Raw genomic sequence first — 17,709 nt, forward strand, 5'->3', positions numbered from 1 at the left:
TGGATCGATTGCGGCGTGGTTTTGTGTGGCGAGCGCATCGTTTCCATCGCAGCAGCGTTCATCTGGGTCAAATCCGCCTAAACCGCCTGGCCACGGTCTCAATGACTGGATCCTCGTCATTCGTCGATCCTCGCATCACGGCCATTTTGGTTCGATTGCGGCCAGCAAGTTTGGCGTCGTAAAGCAACTTGTCGGCTCGTTCGTAGAGGTCTGCGAACTCGGCATCGGCATCTGGTGGCGCATCCGCCAGACCCATGCTGGCAGTCACGGATCGGCCAAGGCCGGGAACGGCCTTGGCGACGATTGCGGGAATGGCCTGGCGCCGTTGCTCCGCCTGAGCCTGGGCATCGTCTCCGCGCAAAAGCAGCACGAATTCCTCTCCGCCGAGGCGGAAAGCGTGAATCTGCGGGTCCGCCTGGAGCGCTTCGGCCACGGCTTTCAGCACGGCGTCGCCGACCACATGGCCGTGAACATCGTTGATTGCCTTGAAGTGATCCAGGTCGAGCACGGCAAGCGTGCGGTAGCCCTCGGCGAGGAACTTCTCGAAATTCTGCTCGATTGCCCGTCGGTTAAACAATCCCGTCAATGCGTCGCGTTCGGACAGGCGCTCAAGCACGTCAGCTTCGAAGCGCGCGCTGTCCCGCTGGCGCTTGATCGTCATGAAGCGGTCTGCCACGCCGAGCGTGGTGAACAAGACCTCGCATACGCAACCCACATAGAACAGGAACATGGCATCATTGCTCTCCAGCCAGGGAACCACACCCGTGACCAGGCGCACCAATCCGACCGTAATGACAGGCAGATAACCGACCGCCTGGAACTTGGCGGCCCGACTTCCGCGCCGCAGTGCGTCTGCAAGCGACAATATGAAAACGACGACCACCGGAGCAAAAGCCGCCGTGTATACCGTCGATTGAATCGGGCGCGCCACGAACGGAAATGCCGCGTGAAACGTGCTGAGAAACACCGCCCATGCGGCGCAGCAGAGCAGCCCCCGCCGCAGCAGCGGATGCATGCGGCCGGGTTCGATGAAGCTATAAGTAAACATCGCCCCGGACGCGACCGTAAGGCCGAAGATCACTGTCGTCATCCAGCTCAGCGTCATCGCTGGCGGATCGAACAGAATGACTGCAAGACCTGAAGAGACCAGGATGGTCAGCAGCAAGGAGATCGTGAGCATCGTATGCCAAAGCACGAATGGCTCGCGCAGGATCCGGTAGAAGGCCGCGTTGAAAATGAGCGGCATCGACAGCATTCCGGCAAGGATAGCCAGGAGAAGCAGGGACCGCAGAAGGTCCGGGCCCAGAACGAGGTCAGACGCTGATAGGTAGGCTCTCTCCAGCGTCATTCGGTGGCTCGGCAAATCGAACGCGACAACGACCTGTCGCGTGTCGCGGGTTACCCCCGGCAGAGTGGCCTTGAAATATCCGCCAGACAGAGCGCTCGGCAGTTCACCCGCCGACAGGGAGGACTGGCGCATTGCGCCATCCCGGTCGATCGCCAGCAGGTGCACCGCCGCGAGCGCGCTTCGCCTTGAAAAGAGATACTGGGGAAGGTCATCGTCTGGACCGATCTCAAACCGCAGCAGCGTCCGCTCGCCCTCGAGCGAATAGATGCGGTCTCCGCAAGTCCAGCGATGTGACGAGCGAACAACGGTGGCCAAGTCGTCCGACAGACCGCTGGCCGTCCAGCAAGAGCTACGGATGCCCATAGGTTCAGCCGCGCCAAGGGGCGCAGCGTGGAGAGGTTCAAGCATTAAGACGCTCAGGACCATCGCCACGAGCGCTTTTCGGAGGGCATTCCAGAGCATTGCCTGACGTTATACGCCAAGCATTGAGATGCCGTTACCGGGATCGAAATCAGTCGTCGCTTCTTGAATCAGACAGGGTTCACGTCAGCAAACCCAATGCAAGACATGCCGGAAATCCTTGCGCGTCAGATCAGGCCGAAAACCAAGGCTACGACGAACAGAAAGGCCGCGGCGGCGACCATATTGCAGACAATGCCGTCAAGGGCCCAGCGGTGAGTGCGATCTGGACGTGCGGGCTGCGCTTCGCGTTTGTGACCAAAGCCGGGCTTGCCGACAGCATTCGCGTTGCCCATCGTCGTCTTCCTTCTCGTTCGGACGCCCTGTTGGACAAGCGCCATCCGTCGGACCAGTCATGACCCGCGACGACGGATTATAAAGAATGTCTATAAGAATGATAGGGTTCAGTTTCTCTTTTATGCCACATTCGTAAATGGCCGTTTGCTGGCGGCAATCAAAAGGGAAAGCTTCGCCCTCTCAAACCCTGCAGATCAGCGCGATCCCGCCCTCCGACCTTCGAAGGTAATGATCCAGTCATCGGCGTTTGGCGCCCGGCCGTGCTCGTGGCTGCCCGAAACGACGATGTCGCGGAAACCGGCAGCCTCCATTGCAAGCATGAATTCATCGACTCCCCACCAGCGCAGCGTGAAGAGCTCGAGCTGCGTCTCGATCAGACGCGTGTCACGCCAGCGTTCATAGCGAAGATGGGAAACCCGACGCTGGGCGATGTAATCGAAGGACGCATGCTGCGCCTGCAGCGTGATGAGCTCGCCATCATCGGTCGGCCAACTCCTGATGCTTGTTGAAGAATCGATGATCTTTCCGGCCGGGTCGAGATCGATGATCAGGCGACCATCGGGAACAAGATGATCGTGGAAACGCCTCAGCACCGAAAGCGCCTCCGCAAATTCACCGATCAGTTGGAACGACCCGACCGGAACTATCACCGCGTCGAAGCGGTGAGCGTAGCTAAAGTCCTGGAACCGCATCTGATCCAGCCTTGGCGAGAGGTGACGTTCGCGGCAATGCGCCAGGCAACGCAAGAGCATATCCTTTGAGGCATCGAAGCCCTCGACGTTCAAGCCGGCTTCCAGGAGAGGGATCAGCAGGCGACCGTTACCGACACCCGGCTCCAGAATCGGGCCACGGCACTCCGACAGGCGGCTGCGGTAGAAGGAAAGCTCGTTGCCGAATGTGCGACCGATGGGCTTGTCGAGATCATAGACGAGGGCGGCAAGGCTGCCGTAGTGGTTGTTCATGGCTATCCGTCAAATGTCTTTGCGTCAGATCCGGGGCCGCTGCCCGGCACGGCCAATGCTGGGCCGGAATCTCGCGCAGTGGTTGATCCGAATACGCCTTTGATCCCAGAGTTACTCCCTGTTTTCAATGATAATTTCTCTGTCCATGTGCAAAGACGCCACTTGCACGACAAACACGCCGATGCTGCAGAGCCCCCGGCGGCTCACGCATCCCAGATCGGCCGCCAGATACAAACATTGACCGCGACCTGCAACGCCCGCTCGATTTCGCGGCGGCATAACACTGACCATGGCGTCGCGATGCTTTCGTCGGGACCACAGGTTGAGCCTGTGATCCCATGCTAGGCGCCGATGAGTCAGGCGAGCGGGCCGCCGCGCTCCTTCACCATCCTCATGAGGCGGGTGAGCACGGCGCCGGATTGGCGTACCCCGTCGTGTTCGTATTCGTTTGTGACCCAGGTTTCGAGGTTACCGACGCGACGCGCGGTGTCGAGCGACAGTTCCGCGTCCACGTACATGTCGTCGAAATAGATGGCCGCAGCGACCGGCACTTCGTTTGCAGCCAGCCGTTCGGGATCATAGAGCCGGCCGTGGCTCTTCTTGGCGGCGAGAGCCTCCGCGCCGGCGCGGAACGGGCGCAGCGAACGGATCTCCTCGAACATCCACGGATACATCATCTCGCCGGTGAGCAGCAGCGGCCGATGGCCGTCGGAAAAATCGGGGTACTCGGCCCGGATACGCTCTGCCGACCAGTCGGTGGCTCCATCGCCCTGGCCGTAGATGCTTTCATGGAGAACGGCAAAGAGCGGATTGGCGTCATAGGAGGTGAGCGCCATGACGGAGGCAAGGAAGTGGTCCGACAGGCAATCCTCGCCCGGACCTGAAAAGGCCTCGTCCATCAGCCAGTGGAGGTTCTCGAAGCCCGGCCCCATGCCCAGATCGATGCCGAGGGTCTGCAGCCGACGCACCGTCAGCCGGTCGCCGTCCGGCAGACGCACATCGTTCCCGGCGAGAAAGTCGGCGATGCGCCCAATCCTCGCGCGATCGTGCGGGTAGCGACGATAGTAGCGCGCGTTCTTCTCTGCGACGCGCGGATAAGTCCGGCGATAGACGTCGCTCGCCGTCGCATCCAGTCCCGCCAGTCCGCCCGTTACGTAGCAGGCCGAAAGCCCTTCCGGCGCCTTCGACAGGTAGGTCAGCGTCAGGAAGCCACCGTAACTCTGGCCGAGCGTCGACCACTTGGCGCCGCCGAACACCGCTTTTCGCAGGTGCTCGCAATCGGCGACAATGCTGTCGGCGCGGAATTGGGAGAGGTAGGCGGCGGCCGCCTCGCCGTCGTCAAACCCGGCCATGGTCGCGCTTTCGATGCGGGTGCTTCGGCCGGTGCCGCGCTGATCGACGAGGATGACGCGGTGGGTCTTCAGCGCCTCGGCAAGCCAGGACGGCCCGCCACCCGACGGGCGCGGCGACTTCCCGCCGGGGCCGCCCTGCAGGAAAACAAGCATCGGCAGGGTCTCGCGTTTCCGCGCCGGATCGCAAACCTCGCGGGCGAACACGTCGATCGTCGCGCCATCGGGCTTCGCCCAATCCAGCGGGACGGGCACGAGATGATCGCGAAAAAACATTCCCGGAATGGTATACTCTCGGACGGTCACTGACTGATCCTCGTCATTGGATTGAACCGCTCTGGCCGGAGGAGCGGGATGGGAAGAGAGCAATAGCAGCTGCCGCGGCTGTCGACAAATTGCCTACAAAGGAAATATGCTCTGCCCCTGCTGTAACGTGCCCCGCATGATCGGGGTCGGCCTTGCCCGCAAATTCGAACCTGGAGCCTCGCATGTCTTTTTCAACCCCTCCCGAAGCGATCACCGACGCCGAACGGCAGCTGCGGCTCGTTCGGCTGCGCGAGGACATGCAGGCGGGCGGCTTCGCCGGCGTTCTGCTCGGCTCCACGGAAAGCCTGCGCTACTTCACCGGCCTTGAATGGCACCAAAGCGAGCGCCTGCTCGGCGCGCTCGTCACCCCTTCCGGTCTCATCTACATTGTCCCGGCCTTCGAGCGCAGCCGCGTGGAAACCCTGCCACACCTTCCGGGCGAGATCGCCACATGGGAGGAGGAGCAAAACCCCGCGGCGCTCGTGGCCTCGCTGCTCGGGCCAAAGGGACGGCTGGCGCTCGACGACGCGCTACCCCTCTTCAGCTTCCATGCGCTCGCGGCACGCGTGGGCATCGATCGACTCGCCGACGGTGGCCGTCTGATTCGCAACCTGCGCCTCTGCAAGTCGCCGGCCGAAATTGCGATCATTCAATACGCGATGGAGCTGACGCTGGAGGTGCAGAAACGCGCGCACGCCATGATGAAGCCGGGCATCCGCGCTTCCGACGTCGTTCGCTATATCGATGAACAACACAGGGCGCTGGGCGCAGCCGGCGGATCGACCTTCTGCATCGTCTCTTTCGGCACGGCCACCGCGCTGCCGCATGGCGCCGAAGGTGACCAGACGCTGGCGGCGGGCGACGTCATCCTCGTTGACACCGGCACGAGGATCGACGGCTACCACTCCGATCTGACCCGGACCTATGTGCTGGACGAGCCGGATGCCGAGTTTGCCCGCGCCTGGGCCATCGAGCGCAAAGCCCAGCAGGCCGTTTTTGATGCGGCGACGATCGGCGCACCCTGCCACCGTCTCGACGACGCCGCGCGCGCGGTGCTTGCGCGCCATGGGCTGGGACCGGATTACAATCTGCCTGGTCTGCCGCATCGGGCCGGCCACGGGCTGGGTCTCGAGATCCACGAGGAGCCCTATCTCGTTCGCGGCAACACGGTGCCGCTTGCTGAGGGCATGTGCTTCTCCAACGAGCCGATGCTCGTCTTCCCCGACCGCTTCGGCATCCGGCTCGAGGACCACATCCACATGACGGGCGACGGTCCGGCATGGTTCACCCAGCCGGCGAAAGGTCCGGCCGAGCCGTTCGCCTGAGCGATCCGACCGTGACAGCGGCACCCCGTTGCCGTCGACCCGGTCAACTGCCCGTTCCGTGCCAGGCAACGATCCGCTACGGAACAAGGACGGCCGCGCCGCTGAGCCGGCCGGCCCGCAGGTCGGCCAACGCATCATTAGCCCTCGTCAGCGGATAGCGGACGGTGTGCGTCCGGACGGACGCCCTGCGCGCGATCTCGAAGAATTCCCGCCCGTCCTGGCGCGTCAGGTTGGCAACCGACGCGACGCTGCGCTCGCCCCAGAGGATGGAATAGGGCATGGCCGGAAGATCGCTCATATGGATGCCGCCGCAGATGACGCGGCCGCCCTTGCGGACCGCGCGGAGGGCGGCCGGCACGAGTTCGCCGACGGGGGCGAAGATGATCGCGGCGTCAAGCTCGACGGGCGCCGGCAAATGCGAACTGCCCGCCCAGACGGCGCCAAGGTCGACGGCAAAGGCCTGCGCATCGCCGTCGCCCTGGCGCGTGAAGGCATAAACCGCGCGTCCCTGCCAGCGGCAGACCTGGGTGATGATATGGGCGGCTGCACCGAAGCCGTAGATGCCGATGCGGTTCGCATCTCCAGCCTTTTTCAGCGCGCGCCAGCCGATCAACCCGGCGCAGAGGAGCGGCGCGAGCGAAACCGCATCTTGATCGCGCTCCAGCTCAAACGCGAAGTCGGCATCGGCAAGGGTATGCGTGGCAAAGCCGCCGTCGCAGGTGTAGCCGGTGAACAGCGGATCGTCGCAGAGGTTCTCCTCATCTCTGCGGCAGTAGGGACATTGGCCGCAGGTGTGGCCGAGCCACGGAACGCCGACGCGGCGCCCGATCATGTCGCTGGAGACTCCGCCTCCCACCGCTTCGACGACGCCGACAATCTCATGACCTGGCACAAGCGGCAGTTTCGGCTCGGGCAGGTCGCCATCGACGACGTGCAGGTCGGTGCGGCAAACGGCGCAGGCCTCCACCCGGATCAAAATCTGGCCGGGAAGCGGCAATGGATCTGGCCGCTCGACCAGACGAAGCGGATCGCCGAGCCTCTCCAGGACCATCGCCTTCATCGGCCTTCCTTCCGCACAGGAAATTTATGCATTGTCATTGTATCGCGCGTTCACGCGATTGGGAAAGGATCGGAATCCCAAGGTCAATCCGGTTCCGGCCGGGGTTGGCACTCAGGGGCGGCGAGCCTCGGATAGCTGCTCCTGCGAAACCTTGCGCAGGAGCGCTGCGACCTCGGTCAGGAAGTCGCTCATCGCCGAGCTCTTGCGCCAGCACAGGGCGATCCGCCGGCTCGGCGTCGCGTCGCGGAAGCGCAGCAGACGGACCTGGGCGGGCGATGGCTGGCGCGTTGCGAGTTCGGGCAGCAGCGTTATGCCGACATCCGCCCCGACCATCTGGCGCAGGGTTTCCAGGCTCGTCGCCCGGAATGAGCTTCGCTCGCTTGCGCCCGACAGCCGGCAAACGTCGAGCGCCTGGTCGCGCAGGCAATGCCCGTCTTCCAACAGCATCAGGTCGTGACCGTCGAGCTCGGCGAGAGTGATGTCATCCCGCCGCGCCAGTTCATGGCCAGCCGGAACCGCCAGCAGGAACTGCTCCTCGAACAGGAACTCCGCCTGCAGGCGGTCGTCATCGACCGGCAGTGCCAGCACTGCCGCGTCGAGCCTTCCCTCGCGCAGGCGCGTCTTCAGGCTCTCGCTCTTTTCCTCCAGCAGCAGCATCTCCAGCTCGGGAAAGCGCTCGCGCATGCGCGGCACGACGTGCGGTAGCAGATAGGGACCGAGCGTCGGGAAGATGCCGAGCCGCAGCGAGCCGGTTTCCGGGTCGCGGCAGCGCCGGGCGGCACGCCGCAATTCCTCCACCTCGCCGAGGATGCGGCGTGCACGTGCCACCGCATCGCAACCGAACGGCGTCAGCATCACCGACCGCGGCGTGCGTTCCAGCAGCGGTGCGCCGAGACGATCCTCGAGTTTCCGAATCTGCGTCGACAGCGTCGGCTGGCTGACATGGCAGACTTCGGCGGCGCGGCCGAAATGTCGATGGTCGGCAAGCGCGATGAGATATTCAAGCTCTCGCAGGGTCATGTCGCGATCAATCCGGGTGCACGCCCCGGAACCTGGTCGGTCACCGGGGGGGCGCATGCGCCGATTCAAGTTGCGACTGCGCCGCGCCCCGCTGGAGGTGCGGCGCAGTCATGCCGGCTCAGGCCGCCTTGGCGTTGTCGGTGTCCGGCGCCGACGTGCGCATCAGATGGTCGAAGGCGGCAAGCGAGGCCTTGGCGCCCTCGCCGACGGCGATCACGATCTGCTTGTAGGGCACCGTGGTGCAGTCGCCGGCGGCAAAGACACCGGGAACCGAGGTCTGGCCGTGATCGTCGACGACGATCTCGCCGCGCGAGGACAGCTCGATCGTACCCTTCAGCCATTCCGTGTTCGGCAGCAGACCGATCTGGACGAAGATACCCTCCAGCGAAAGCGTGTGGCGCTGGCCGGCAATCCGGTTCTCATAAACGAGGCCGGTGACCTTCTGGCCGTCACCGACCACCTCCGTCGTCCTGGCATTGAGCAGAATGTCGACATTCGGCAGGCTGCGGAGCTTGCGCTGCAGCACGTCGTCGGCGCGCAGCTTGCCGTCGAACTCGATCAACGTCACGTGACCGACGATGTTGGCGAGGTCGATCGCCGCTTCGACGCCGGAATTGCCGCCGCCGATGACCGCCACCCGTTTGCCCTTGAACAGCGGCCCGTCGCAATGCGGGCAGTAGGCCACGCCCTTGTTGCGGTACGTGTCCTCGCCCGGGACGCCCATCTGCCGCCAGCGCGCGCCGGTGGAGAGGATGACCGTCTTCGAGCGCAGCGTCGCGCCGTTGGACAGCTCGACGGCAATCAGGTCCCTGCCCGGCACCAGCTTCTCGGCCCGCTGCAGGTTCATGATGTCGACGTCATAGTCCTTCACATGCGCCTCCAGCGACGCTGCGAACTGCGGCCCCTCGGTATGGCGGACGGAGATAAAGTTCTCGATCGACATCGTGTCGAGCACCTGCCCACCGAACCGCTCGGCGGCAAGGCCGGTGCGGATGCCCTTGCGCGCCGCATAGATCGCAGCCGCGGCCCCGGCCGGACCGCCGCCGATGACAAGCACCTCGTAGGGTTCACGCTCGTTGAGCTTGGCTGCGGCACGGGCGGCGGAATTGGTATCGAGCTTGGCGACGATCTCCTCGATCTCCATGCGGCCCTGGGCGAAGACCTCGCCGTTGAGGTAGACGGTTGGGACCGACATCACCTGACGGCTTTCGACCTCCGCCGGGAATACGCCGCCGTCGATGGCGACGTGTTTGATGCGCGGATTGAGCACGGCCATCAGGTTCAGCGCCTGCACAACGTCCGGGCAGTTCTGGCAGGACAGCGAGAAATAGGTCTCGAAGGTCAGATCGGTGTCAAGTTCGCGGACCTGGTCGATGATCGCCTGCTCGACCCGCGGCGGATGGCCGCCGACCTGCAAGAGCGCAAGCACGAGCGAGGTGAATTCGTGGCCGAGGGGAATACCGGCAAACCGCAAGTGGATGTCGTGGCCGGGGCTGCCCAGTGCAAACGACGGGGCGCGCTCGCCGTCGTCGCGGCGCTCGGTCAGGGAAATCTTGTCATTCAGCGCAACCAGCTCGTTCAGCAGCGCCATCATCTCCTGCGACTTCGCGCTGTCATCAGTGGAGGCCGTGATCTCGACGGGGCGAACGAGCTTTTCGAGATAGGCATTGAGCTGGGATTTGAGATTGTCGTCGAGCATCGGGCACTCCGTATCAGAGCAATTCCGGCAAGTGTGCGGGTCTCGCGTCAGGAATTGCGTACAAACAAGCAGTTAGTCGCGGCCGCGGTCTTGGGAGGAAAACGCGCCAGGGTCGCCACCCCGCATCGGGCGGGGCGGCGAATTGCCAAAGGTCAGATCTTGCCGACGAGTTGCAGCGAAGGGGCGAGCGTCTTTGCGCCCTCTTCCCACTTGGCCGGGCAGACTTCACCGGGATGGGCACGGACGTACTGGGCGGCCTTGACCTTGCGCAGCAGGTCGGCGGCATTGCGGCCGATGCCTTCGGCCGTGATTTCCATCGCCTGGATGATGCCGTCCGGGTCGACGATGAAGGTGCCGCGGTCGGCGAGGCCCTCGCCTTCGCGCATGACCTCGAAGTTGCGCGTAATCGTGCCGGTCGGGTCGCCGATCATGGCGTACTCGATCTTGCCGATCGTCTCCGACGCGTCATGCCAGCCCTTATGGCTGAAGTGCGTGTCGGTCGAAACCGAGAACACCTCGACGCCGAGGCGCTGCAGTTCGGCGTAGTGATCGGCCAGGTCGCCCAGTTCGGTCGGGCAGACGAAGGTGAAGTCGGCCGGATAGAAGAAGAAGATCGCCCACTTGCCCTTGATGTCGGCTTCGCTCACTTCGATGAACTTGCCCTGCTTGAAGGCCTGCGCCTTGAACGGCTTGATGGGGGTATTAAGGACGGACATGGGTACTCCTGTAGAATTTGCTGCAAAGCGAAAGTCGCTTCGCGGCGCAACATAGACAGGTGCTATTCATAAGTAAAATAGATAAAAAATGAAAGTTCGATAGGTGCGAACTATCGCCGCGGCTGCGCCTTCCTACTTCAGCCGCAGTTCCATCGCGCGCGCGATCGCCAATATCGTACCATCCGCGCCGGCCAACCCTGCAACCATCAGACCGACCGGCGCCTCGCCGGGTTTGCTGATCGGAACCGATATCGCGCAGCCGTCGAACATGTTGACGAAAGAGGGATTGCGCAGCACGTAGAGATTGGCGCGCATGAACGCGTCGTCGTCGGCGAGGTCGGCAATGCGCGGCGGCACGATGCCGACGGTCGGCATCACCATCGCGTCGAACCGGGCGAACCGCTGCTCGATATCGGCGATGAGGCGGCTGCGCGCGATCCCGAGATCGATATAGTCTGCCGCCGATTGCGCTGCGCCGGCGCGGATGCGCGTGGCGACGCGGGGATCATAGACGTCCCCCTTCCGCTCGATGAGCGACCTGTGCCAAGCATAGCTTTCAGCGGCGCTGAACCCGCCTTTTGCATTCATCTTCGGGATGTCGAGGAATTCGGGAACCGCGATCTCTTCGATCACGGCACCGGCTTCGGACAGGCGCGACAGCGCCGCGCCGAACGCCTCGGCTACCACCGCCTCCATCCCGTCGAGAACCAGGGTCGTCGGCACGGCAAGGCGAAGGCCAGCCACCGGGCGCTCTGGCAGGGGCTTTGCCGGCCCACCGGCCAGGATGGCATCCAGGATCGCGCAGCAGTCCACCGACCGGGCGATCGGGCCGATGGAATCAAGGGTGGACGACAGCGGCACGCTGCCTGTCCGCGGCACCCGGCGCGCGGTCGGCTTGTAGCCGACCAGGCCGTTGAAGGCCGCCGGAATGCGGCAGGAGCCGCCCGTATCGGTACCGAGTGCCGCGTGTGCCATTCCTTCGGCAACCGAAACCGCCGCACCGGAGGACGAACCGCCCGGCACCCGGGCGTTCTCACGGTCCCATGTGCTCAGCGGAGTACCGTAGTGCGGGTTGATGCCGAGACCGGAATAGGCGAACTCGGTCATGTTGGTGCGCCCGATCACGATGAAGCCGGCCCGACGCAAACGCGCCACGGCCGCCGCATCGGCCTTGGCCGGGGCGCTGTCGGCGAGCGCCAGCGAACCGGCCTTTGTCACCTCGCCTGCGATGTCGAACAAGTCCTTCACCGAAACTGGGATCCCGGCCCAGGGGGACGGCGCGGCCCCGGCCCGGCGCAACAGATCCATCGCCTCGGCCGCCTGCAGCGCCGCTTCACCCGAGACCTGGATGAAGGTCGCCTTGCCCTCGCTCGACGATGCGATGCGCGCCAGGCAGGCCTCCACAAGCGAGCGGCTCGTCGTGCGGCCCGAGGCGAGGTCATCTGCGAGTTGCATCAAGGTGCGGGCGGATTCGATCATCTTGCTTACTCCCTGGCCATCTGCGCGATGCAAACCCTCGCGCTGCTTGGCGGCTTTTTCGTAGCCTTGGAATGTCACGCCGTTTTAACACGGGCAAGCACGGAATTGACGATTGCGACGCTCAGGGCCCGAGGTTCGTGTCACCACCGGCTTATCGATAGTCAGGATACCGTTACTCGTCTTCGTTCGCCCCGACGGCAATCTCGTCGTTGGGGACATCGATCTGCGCATCCTTGCCCAACAACCCCGCATCCTCGAGCGCCTCGATGTCGGGCAGATCGCGCAAGGTCTCAAAGCCGAAAACCGAGAGGAAGTGCTTCGTGGTCACGTAGGTGTAGGGCGCGCCCGGCGTGGGGCTACGCGGCCCGGGCGCGAGGAAGCCGTCGGCACGCAGGCTGGCGATCGTGTCGCGCGAGATCTCCTTGCCGAAGATCTTCGACAGATCGGCGCGCGTGACCGGCTGAAAATACCCCACCGCCATGAGAACCGCCGCCTCGTGCTCGGAGAGCTTGGCCGGCACGGAGCGGGTCGACGCGTCCGAAGCGCGGATGCAGGGCCCATAGGCCGGCCGCGTCCTGTGCTGCCAGCCGCCGGCGACCGGAACGATGTCGTAGGGACGATTGCGCAACTCTTCACGGAGATCGTCAATGATGAGGTCGATGCTGCAGCTCGCTCCCACGACGCGCACGAGCGTTTCGCGCCGCACCGGCTCGACGGACGCGAAGATCACGGCCTCCACCCGCATCATCCATTCCCGCCAACGCAGGCCGACAGGCAGGTGCTCGAGTTCACGGTCGAGACCGGCTTCCTCCTGCGGCCTCGCCCTCCTGTCCGTCTTCGCTGCTCTGGCTTCACTTCCCCCCGCCATCGTCACAACCCGTAGATCCGGAAGCTCGACCGGCCAGAAAGCTCCCGCGCCGCACCCAATGTCTCCAATCGTTCGAACAACCGCCGACTTGCCCAGCGCGACAGGCCGGCGCCGGGGGCCGAGGCGGACACGGCATCGTCGTCGAGCAGCGTCCGGATCACCCGCTCGGCTCCCTTGGTTCTGACCTTAGGCGCCACCGCCAGCAACCGGTCGGCCCGCCGACCGATCTCGTTTGCACTCCGCAACGCTTCACCCACACCTTCGACGAGTGCCAGGCAGACCGCACGGGCAAAGCCGTCCTCGCCGGGCCGAATGCGCCCCCTGCCCCCTGACAGGCGAAAGGCGGGCCCATGGCGCGCGTTCATCAGCAGCGGTACTGGCCGCTCCCATTTCAGCTTGTGTGCAACCACCCAATCGGCCAGCCACCCGGCCAATGCCTGTGCATCCGGCCGTGCGGCGCAGATCGCCGCAACCAGCCCTGCCGCTGCGAACGGCACGGCCCGGCCGGACTGTAGGGCTTCGTCGACCTGTCCTGCGGCCTGCGCCAGCCGATCGTCCCATCGCAAGGCCATCAGGTCCGCGAGCTCGGCCAGAAAGCGCCCGTCGATCGCTCTCCGGCGCGCCGCGAGCGCTTTGTGGGCGAGATACATCCGGCCGGCCGGCCCGGGATCGCTGCCGGGCACCGCCAGAAGGATGGCGTCGCGCAGCCCCGCCTCGTCTTCGGTCCGGCCGGCCATCCGGACATCCGCGACGGCCGACTTGAGGGCCAGCCGCATGCGCCAGCAGCCGCCCCAGACGGGTTCCGTCCGAACGAGATTGTCGAGAGTGGTCAACGCCGAGCCCGCGGCGAAGGCGGCGTCCGCCTCGCTCGTCGCCGCGCCGCGCGACAGGGCCCAGCCGGGCACGACGCGGGGCGTGGGGTCAGGCAGCGGAACGGGGGCGGGCGAATCCATGCGCGGAGCATAGTTCAGACGAGCGCTTTCGGCCAACGCTAAGAATGAAACCGCACCTGCCTGGCCGGACCCGCAACGCCCGTGAAAGCCGGCCACCGGATCACCACACCGGCGATAGTGTCGGTGTTTGGCGTTGCTCGAATTGACGGGGCCGGATCATGCCAGTGTCCTCGTTGGGCGCGCTCAGGAGGTCTTCACGCCGGATTGTCTGCGCTTCACCTACGACATAAACATCGAGCGAATGCAGCTTCCCGACGGCACGCCGATCGTCGTACCGGTCTGATGCATCAAGGCATTGCTCGGGGCGGTGCGGCCCACGCGCGCCTCGCACCGCGTCGTATCTTCTCAGGTGCCTGCCTCGCCACGCAGGTGCGCGACCAACACGGGATCGATTTCGTGCAGTTCCGGATCGTAGCTGTCGCGCGTCAGCCTCGCGTATTTCCAGTTGCTGCCGATCTCCCGGAAATGGCGATGCGAGAATTCGCGTGTGATGCGGTGCGCGGCGAGCCAGCCGGTGATGCGATGCACCGCCCATTGCGCCCATGGCGGGCAGCGCTTCGGCACGACGGTCCATTTCGGCGCGGACGCCATGGTGTCGTACGGGAAGAGGCCAAAACGCCGGGCGATGCGCTCCCGCATCACGGTGTCATAGTCGCGGTGCCGCAAGAGCGTGCCCGCATTGACCGGCGGCGTCCGATCCGTCGCAACCACCCAGCGCCCCCGGTAGCGCACGACGCCAAACCGGTCGTTCTCGGCTGCGGCAAAGACGCTTTGGCCGCGTTGGGACAGGACGAGTTCATCGACATCGCCGGCCTGAACGCTGCGCGCGTCGGCCAGAAAGCGCCATCGGGCATGCTCCCATGCGCCCATCTGGCAGAAATCCGAGTCCCAGAAGCGGGTCGCATCCAGCCCCTGCGGGCCGAACTTGAAGGGCCACGACAGAACCTGGATCGCCTTGATTCCGTCGATCCGACGGAGTTCATCTTCCACCTCTTCCGTGCCGTAGCGATCAGATGCATTGTCGTAGAGCAAAACCGCGTCCGCGCCGTGAAAGCGCTGGGCAAATGTCGCCCAGTCCCGGATCCAGGTCAGCTCGTTGTTCTTCGATTGGGTCAGAAGCACGCGTCGGCCGGCGAACAGTGCAGCCTTGCCGGGCCGGATTTCGACCTCGACAGACGCGCCATCGAGGCTGATTTCGAGCGCTTTGCAGGTTTCCGGGACGTTCACGATCAATTGCACCTGCCTGTCCAGGCGGCGAACACGGAACGGACACGGCTGCCGCGAAGGCATGGCGCGGATGCTGTCAGGGCGGATGAACTGCGCCAGATTGAACAGCGGCGGCCCAAGGAGCGTCACCATCCCATCGGCACGACGGAAGATGTCATAGAACAAGACGTCGTCGTCGAATTTCTCGTCAAACCCGTCTGTTCGATAGGCGATCGGCCTCGTGGCCTCCCGACGATGGGTCGTGAACGCGGAAAGCAACACCGGCGACAACGCCGTGTTCGATGAAGTGTCTGTCATGATTTGCTCTGGAAACCTTCAGCTTGCGCTACACGTCAAGCCATTACAGTGATTGGCCCCTGGTCACGCAGGACACCGGACGAAGACCCGCAGGAGCCACCCTGTCATGGGAAGCCGAGGTCGATTGCCTCTTCGACGATGCGGAACAGTTCAGCCCGGGCAGCCTTGTCCGTCACGTTGTGATCCGCCGCCGGGATGCGGTGGTGGCATGCACCCGGGTAGGAGCGCAGACCGGCGCCATCTTTGCCGAAATGGAAGGCGAAGCTTTCTTCTCCCTCGTCCTGCGCCGAATAGACGAGGACAATTCGCTTCCCGCTCGCGGACATGCGGCGAAAGTCCTCGTGTACGAGTCGGTTAAAGCGGCCGACGGCGAGCAACGGCCCCGTGAACCGCATCAACTTTCGTTCGATCCGTTCGTGGATCTTCCGGCCGATGTTCTTCGCGGCGTTGCGCAGGTCGATCTCCCCTGCGACCAATCGCCGTGCCGTGTCCATGGATATGGCCTTGCGGGCATAGGTGTCGAGAGAGCGAGGCGCCTGCGCGATCTCCGCGTCGGTCGGCTCACGGCGCCAGCGGAAGAGCCGAAGATTGACCGAGATGCAAGCCGCCAGCCGATCGTCCGCCAGCAGGCCGTGATAGGCGAGGTAGGCGCCGCTGCAGCGCCCGAAGACCGCCAGGTTGCGGTGAAGGCCACGCTCCTCGATCAGGTCGATTGCGGCGGACAAGTCCTCGAGCTGGGCGTGATCATAGAGGATCTGGCGCTTGCGGCCGGGAATGGGCAGGCTGTCGCCCACGCCGGCGCTATCGAAGCGAAACGAGGCAATGCCCCGACGCGCAAGTCGCCGGGCCAGATCTGTCGACGAGCGCGCCCAGCCCGAGAGAGGATCGTGCGCGGTGGTCAAAATAATGACGGTCGCCTTCGCCGGGCCGGAGCGCGGTTCGCAGATGATCCCGTATAGCCGCCCTCCGGGGCCGAAACGTGTCGCGTGCTCCGAAAATGCCGCATCCGCCAACGCGTCGGCATCGCACCGGGCGATGGCAACGTCGGCGACGCGGATGGGCCGCAAGGGCTCCTCGAGCGAGATGAGCCAGTCCCGCAACTGGGAGATCAAACCTTCCGGGATGATTTGCGTCATAGGGCTTTGCAGCAAATCCTGATACCCTTCGAAGGTGATCGTCTGCGCGTTGCAGCCCTTTTGTGCCAAACAGTCCGCAAGCGGCGCCAGCGCGCTATCTCCCGGTCGCGCGGCAACGAGCAGATTGGCGATTTCGGGCAGGTCCTCCTGGAGCAGCTTGACCGCCTTCAATGCATCAGCGACGCCTTGCGGCGGCTCGAATCCGGCTATGGCGCCGGGCGGTGGCACATCATCGCCGCGTTCGATCGACAGGGCCGCATCGGCCATCTTGGCCCAGGCGGACAGTTCCCGCAGATAGCCGCGGCCGTTCACGACCGGCGCCAAGGCGGCTACGCCTGCGATGCACTGGCGGTCGAGCGGGGTGGTGAGGGCGAGTGTCCCGCCAACCCCCTGACCGACCAGCACGACAGGCCTGTTTCCCGTCAGCGATCGCAGGCGCGCCACGGCTCCTGTGACGGCCGCGTGCCAGGGCGCAAGACCCGACTGGTCCGGAGGAAAATCGAGTGCATTGGCCGTTCCCGGCAGGTCGAAGCGTAGGCTGGCTATCCCTGCTTCGGCAAACGCATTCGCCAGTATCCGGTAGAATCGGCGCGTCGACAGCTCTTCCAAACCCCACGGACTGATGAACAGAACCGAAAGGTTGCGCTGGGCGGATTCCACCGCTGCCGGCGTGAAGAGGGCGTGACTGAAGCTTAACGTCAGCGGCGCCGAAATGGCTGCCCGATCCTGCATTGGTCCCGGCGCCGCCTCTACCTCGGCAATCTGGCCGCCGGGCGCCTCCGCAGTCCTCTGAATCGCCTCGTTGCTCACTACACTCTCGGTACGCTGGGGCTCACACTGTGACATTTGCGACATGGACGAACGGTCAATCGCGTGCATTCAGGATCACTGGCTATCTAGCACCGGGACCTTTAAGAAAGGCTGAGTGGCCTCCGCCAAGGCGCCGGCGAGCTATCGGTCGATTGCGGCAGCACGTTTCTGTTGAACGGTACACGTCATCCAGACATAGGCGATCACCAAAGGCCAGATCGCCGAAGCCGCCAGCCCGATAAAGCGATGGACGTCCCAGGCGGGGATGCGCCTCATTCCCTCAAGATAGGTGCAGGCAAAAAAGAAGAGCGCACCGACAAGGTAAACGGCCGCGACCACGGGCAACCAAGTCATCATGCCTTCCTTTTCCCTTCCAGCCGGGCTGCGACAGTACGCGC

16 protein-coding genes are annotated in these 17,709 nt (G+C 64.4%); 2 read left to right on the plus strand and 14 right to left on the minus strand.

The genetic code is table 11. The features are described from left to right. Nucleotides 1–67: 67 nt before the first annotated feature. The 4 genes from JNC62_RS04115 to JNC62_RS04130 all read right to left on the minus strand — a co-directional run bounded on the left by JNC62_RS04115 (nucleotide 68) and on the right by JNC62_RS04130 (nucleotide 4,691). Nucleotides 68–1,756 (minus strand): sensor domain-containing diguanylate cyclase, encoded by a 1,689-nt coding sequence (locus JNC62_RS04115; RefSeq protein ID WP_374836217.1) that lies wholly within the window; start codon nucleotides 1,754–1,756, stop codon nucleotides 68–70. Nucleotides 1,757–1,935: 179 nt separating this feature from the next. After that, a complete protein-coding gene (locus tag JNC62_RS04120; RefSeq protein ID WP_374836219.1) occupies nucleotides 1,936–2,103 on the minus strand; it encodes a hypothetical protein in 168 nt (55 codons plus the stop codon). Nucleotides 2,104–2,298: 195 nt separating this feature from the next. Continuing rightward, nucleotides 2,299–3,066, minus strand: a complete 768-nt coding sequence (locus JNC62_RS04125; protein ID WP_374836221.1) for a class I SAM-dependent methyltransferase — start codon at nucleotides 3,064–3,066, stop codon at nucleotides 2,299–2,301. Between the two features lie 356 nt (nucleotides 3,067–3,422). Next, nucleotides 3,423–4,691 (minus strand): alpha/beta fold hydrolase, encoded by a 1,269-nt coding sequence (locus tag JNC62_RS04130; protein WP_374836342.1) that lies wholly within the window; start codon nucleotides 4,689–4,691, stop codon nucleotides 3,423–3,425. Nucleotides 4,692–4,903: 212 nt separating this feature from the next. Here JNC62_RS04130 and JNC62_RS04135 point away from each other — a divergent pair, with 212 nt between their 5' ends. Then, the gene (locus JNC62_RS04135; RefSeq protein WP_374836223.1) at nucleotides 4,904–6,046 is read left to right on the plus strand and encodes a M24 family metallopeptidase; all 1,143 of its coding nucleotides are present in this window, start codon (nucleotides 4,904–4,906) and stop codon (nucleotides 6,044–6,046) included. A 76-nt stretch (nucleotides 6,047–6,122) separates the two neighbouring features. On the opposite strand, the gene JNC62_RS04140 is transcribed toward JNC62_RS04135, so the two are convergent. The 7 genes from JNC62_RS04140 to JNC62_RS04170 all read right to left on the minus strand — a co-directional run bounded on the left by JNC62_RS04140 (nucleotide 6,123) and on the right by JNC62_RS04170 (nucleotide 13,841). Continuing rightward, the gene (locus JNC62_RS04140) at nucleotides 6,123–7,106 is read right to left on the minus strand and encodes a zinc-dependent alcohol dehydrogenase family protein (protein ID WP_374836225.1); all 984 of its coding nucleotides are present in this window, start codon (nucleotides 7,104–7,106) and stop codon (nucleotides 6,123–6,125) included. A 111-nt stretch (nucleotides 7,107–7,217) separates the two neighbouring features. Further along, nucleotides 7,218–8,126 carry a LysR substrate-binding domain-containing protein gene (locus JNC62_RS04145; RefSeq protein WP_374836227.1) on the minus strand — a complete coding sequence of 303 codons (909 nt, stop codon included), beginning with the start codon at nucleotides 8,124–8,126 and terminating at the stop codon, nucleotides 7,218–7,220. Nucleotides 8,127–8,244: 118 nt separating this feature from the next. Continuing rightward, nucleotides 8,245–9,825: an alkyl hydroperoxide reductase subunit F gene (gene ahpF / locus JNC62_RS04150; RefSeq protein WP_374836229.1), complete on the minus strand. Its 1,581-nt coding sequence runs from the start codon at nucleotides 9,823–9,825 to the stop codon at nucleotides 8,245–8,247. Between the two features lie 152 nt (nucleotides 9,826–9,977). Continuing rightward, complete coding sequence (ahpC, locus tag JNC62_RS04155; protein WP_374836231.1) at nucleotides 9,978–10,541, minus strand: alkyl hydroperoxide reductase subunit C; 564 nt, start codon at nucleotides 10,539–10,541, stop codon at nucleotides 9,978–9,980. Between the two features lie 132 nt (nucleotides 10,542–10,673). Then, nucleotides 10,674–12,020: an amidase gene (locus JNC62_RS04160; RefSeq protein ID WP_374836233.1), complete on the minus strand. Its 1,347-nt coding sequence runs from the start codon at nucleotides 12,018–12,020 to the stop codon at nucleotides 10,674–10,676. Between the two features lie 172 nt (nucleotides 12,021–12,192). Beyond that, a complete protein-coding gene (gene scpB, locus JNC62_RS04165; protein WP_374836235.1) occupies nucleotides 12,193–12,888 on the minus strand; it encodes an SMC-Scp complex subunit ScpB in 696 nt (231 codons plus the stop codon). Nucleotides 12,889–12,890: 2 nt separating this feature from the next. Beyond that, complete coding sequence (locus tag JNC62_RS04170) at nucleotides 12,891–13,841, minus strand: DUF1403 family protein (RefSeq protein WP_374836237.1); 951 nt, start codon at nucleotides 13,839–13,841, stop codon at nucleotides 12,891–12,893. Nucleotides 13,842–13,974: 133 nt separating this feature from the next. Here JNC62_RS04170 and JNC62_RS04175 point away from each other — a divergent pair, with 133 nt between their 5' ends. Next, nucleotides 13,975–14,124 (plus strand): hypothetical protein, encoded by a 150-nt coding sequence (locus JNC62_RS04175; RefSeq protein ID WP_374836239.1) that lies wholly within the window; start codon nucleotides 13,975–13,977, stop codon nucleotides 14,122–14,124. A gap of 62 nt (nucleotides 14,125–14,186) precedes the next feature. Here JNC62_RS04175 and JNC62_RS04180 read toward each other — a convergent pair whose 3' ends face one another. The 3 genes from JNC62_RS04180 to JNC62_RS04190 all read right to left on the minus strand — a co-directional run bounded on the left by JNC62_RS04180 (nucleotide 14,187) and on the right by JNC62_RS04190 (nucleotide 17,665). Then, the gene (locus tag JNC62_RS04180; protein ID WP_374836241.1) at nucleotides 14,187–15,365 is read right to left on the minus strand and encodes a hypothetical protein; all 1,179 of its coding nucleotides are present in this window, start codon (nucleotides 15,363–15,365) and stop codon (nucleotides 14,187–14,189) included. A 104-nt stretch (nucleotides 15,366–15,469) separates the two neighbouring features. Next, the gene (locus JNC62_RS04185; protein WP_374836242.1) at nucleotides 15,470–17,311 is read right to left on the minus strand and encodes a serine aminopeptidase domain-containing protein; all 1,842 of its coding nucleotides are present in this window, start codon (nucleotides 17,309–17,311) and stop codon (nucleotides 15,470–15,472) included. A 141-nt stretch (nucleotides 17,312–17,452) separates the two neighbouring features. Next, on the minus strand, nucleotides 17,453–17,665 hold the full coding sequence (locus JNC62_RS04190; RefSeq protein WP_374836244.1) for a hypothetical protein: 213 nt from the start codon (nucleotides 17,663–17,665) through the stop codon (nucleotides 17,453–17,455). Nucleotides 17,666–17,709 lie beyond the last annotated feature (44 nt).

The organism is Mycoplana ramosa (genome assembly GCF_041930185.1).
In the GTDB taxonomy this organism is placed as follows: Bacteria; Pseudomonadota; Alphaproteobacteria; order Rhizobiales; family Rhizobiaceae; genus Mycoplana; species Mycoplana ramosa.

Bases quoted from the DNA above. Each gene is read 5' to 3' on its own strand.
- JNC62_RS04115 (WP_374836217.1), bottom strand. From the start codon at position 1,756: ATGCTTGAACCTCTCCACGCTGCGCCCCTTGGCGCGGCTGAACCTATG.
- JNC62_RS04120 (WP_374836219.1), bottom strand. From the start codon at position 2,103: ATGGGCAACGCGAATGCTGTCGGCAAGCCCGGCTTTGGTCACAAACGC.
- JNC62_RS04125 (WP_374836221.1), bottom strand. From the start codon at position 3,066: ATGAACAACCACTACGGCAGCCTTGCCGCCCTCGTCTATGATCTCGAC.
- JNC62_RS04130 (WP_374836342.1), bottom strand. From the start codon at position 4,691: ATGTTTTTTCGCGATCATCTCGTGCCCGTCCCGCTGGATTGGGCGAAG.
- JNC62_RS04135 (WP_374836223.1), top strand. From the start codon at position 4,904: ATGTCTTTTTCAACCCCTCCCGAAGCGATCACCGACGCCGAACGGCAG.
- JNC62_RS04140 (WP_374836225.1), bottom strand. From the start codon at position 7,106: ATGAAGGCGATGGTCCTGGAGAGGCTCGGCGATCCGCTTCGTCTGGTC.
- JNC62_RS04145 (WP_374836227.1), bottom strand. From the start codon at position 8,126: ATGACCCTGCGAGAGCTTGAATATCTCATCGCGCTTGCCGACCATCGA.
- ahpF (WP_374836229.1), bottom strand. From the start codon at position 9,825: ATGCTCGACGACAATCTCAAATCCCAGCTCAATGCCTATCTCGAAAAG.
- ahpC (WP_374836231.1), bottom strand. From the start codon at position 10,541: ATGTCCGTCCTTAATACCCCCATCAAGCCGTTCAAGGCGCAGGCCTTC.
- JNC62_RS04160 (WP_374836233.1), bottom strand. From the start codon at position 12,020: ATGATCGAATCCGCCCGCACCTTGATGCAACTCGCAGATGACCTCGCC.
- scpB (WP_374836235.1), bottom strand. From the start codon at position 12,888: ATGGCGGGGGGAAGTGAAGCCAGAGCAGCGAAGACGGACAGGAGGGCG.
- JNC62_RS04170 (WP_374836237.1), bottom strand. From the start codon at position 13,841: ATGGATTCGCCCGCCCCCGTTCCGCTGCCTGACCCCACGCCCCGCGTC.
- JNC62_RS04180 (WP_374836241.1), bottom strand. From the start codon at position 15,365: ATGACAGACACTTCATCGAACACGGCGTTGTCGCCGGTGTTGCTTTCC.
- JNC62_RS04190 (WP_374836244.1), bottom strand. From the start codon at position 17,665: ATGACTTGGTTGCCCGTGGTCGCGGCCGTTTACCTTGTCGGTGCGCTC.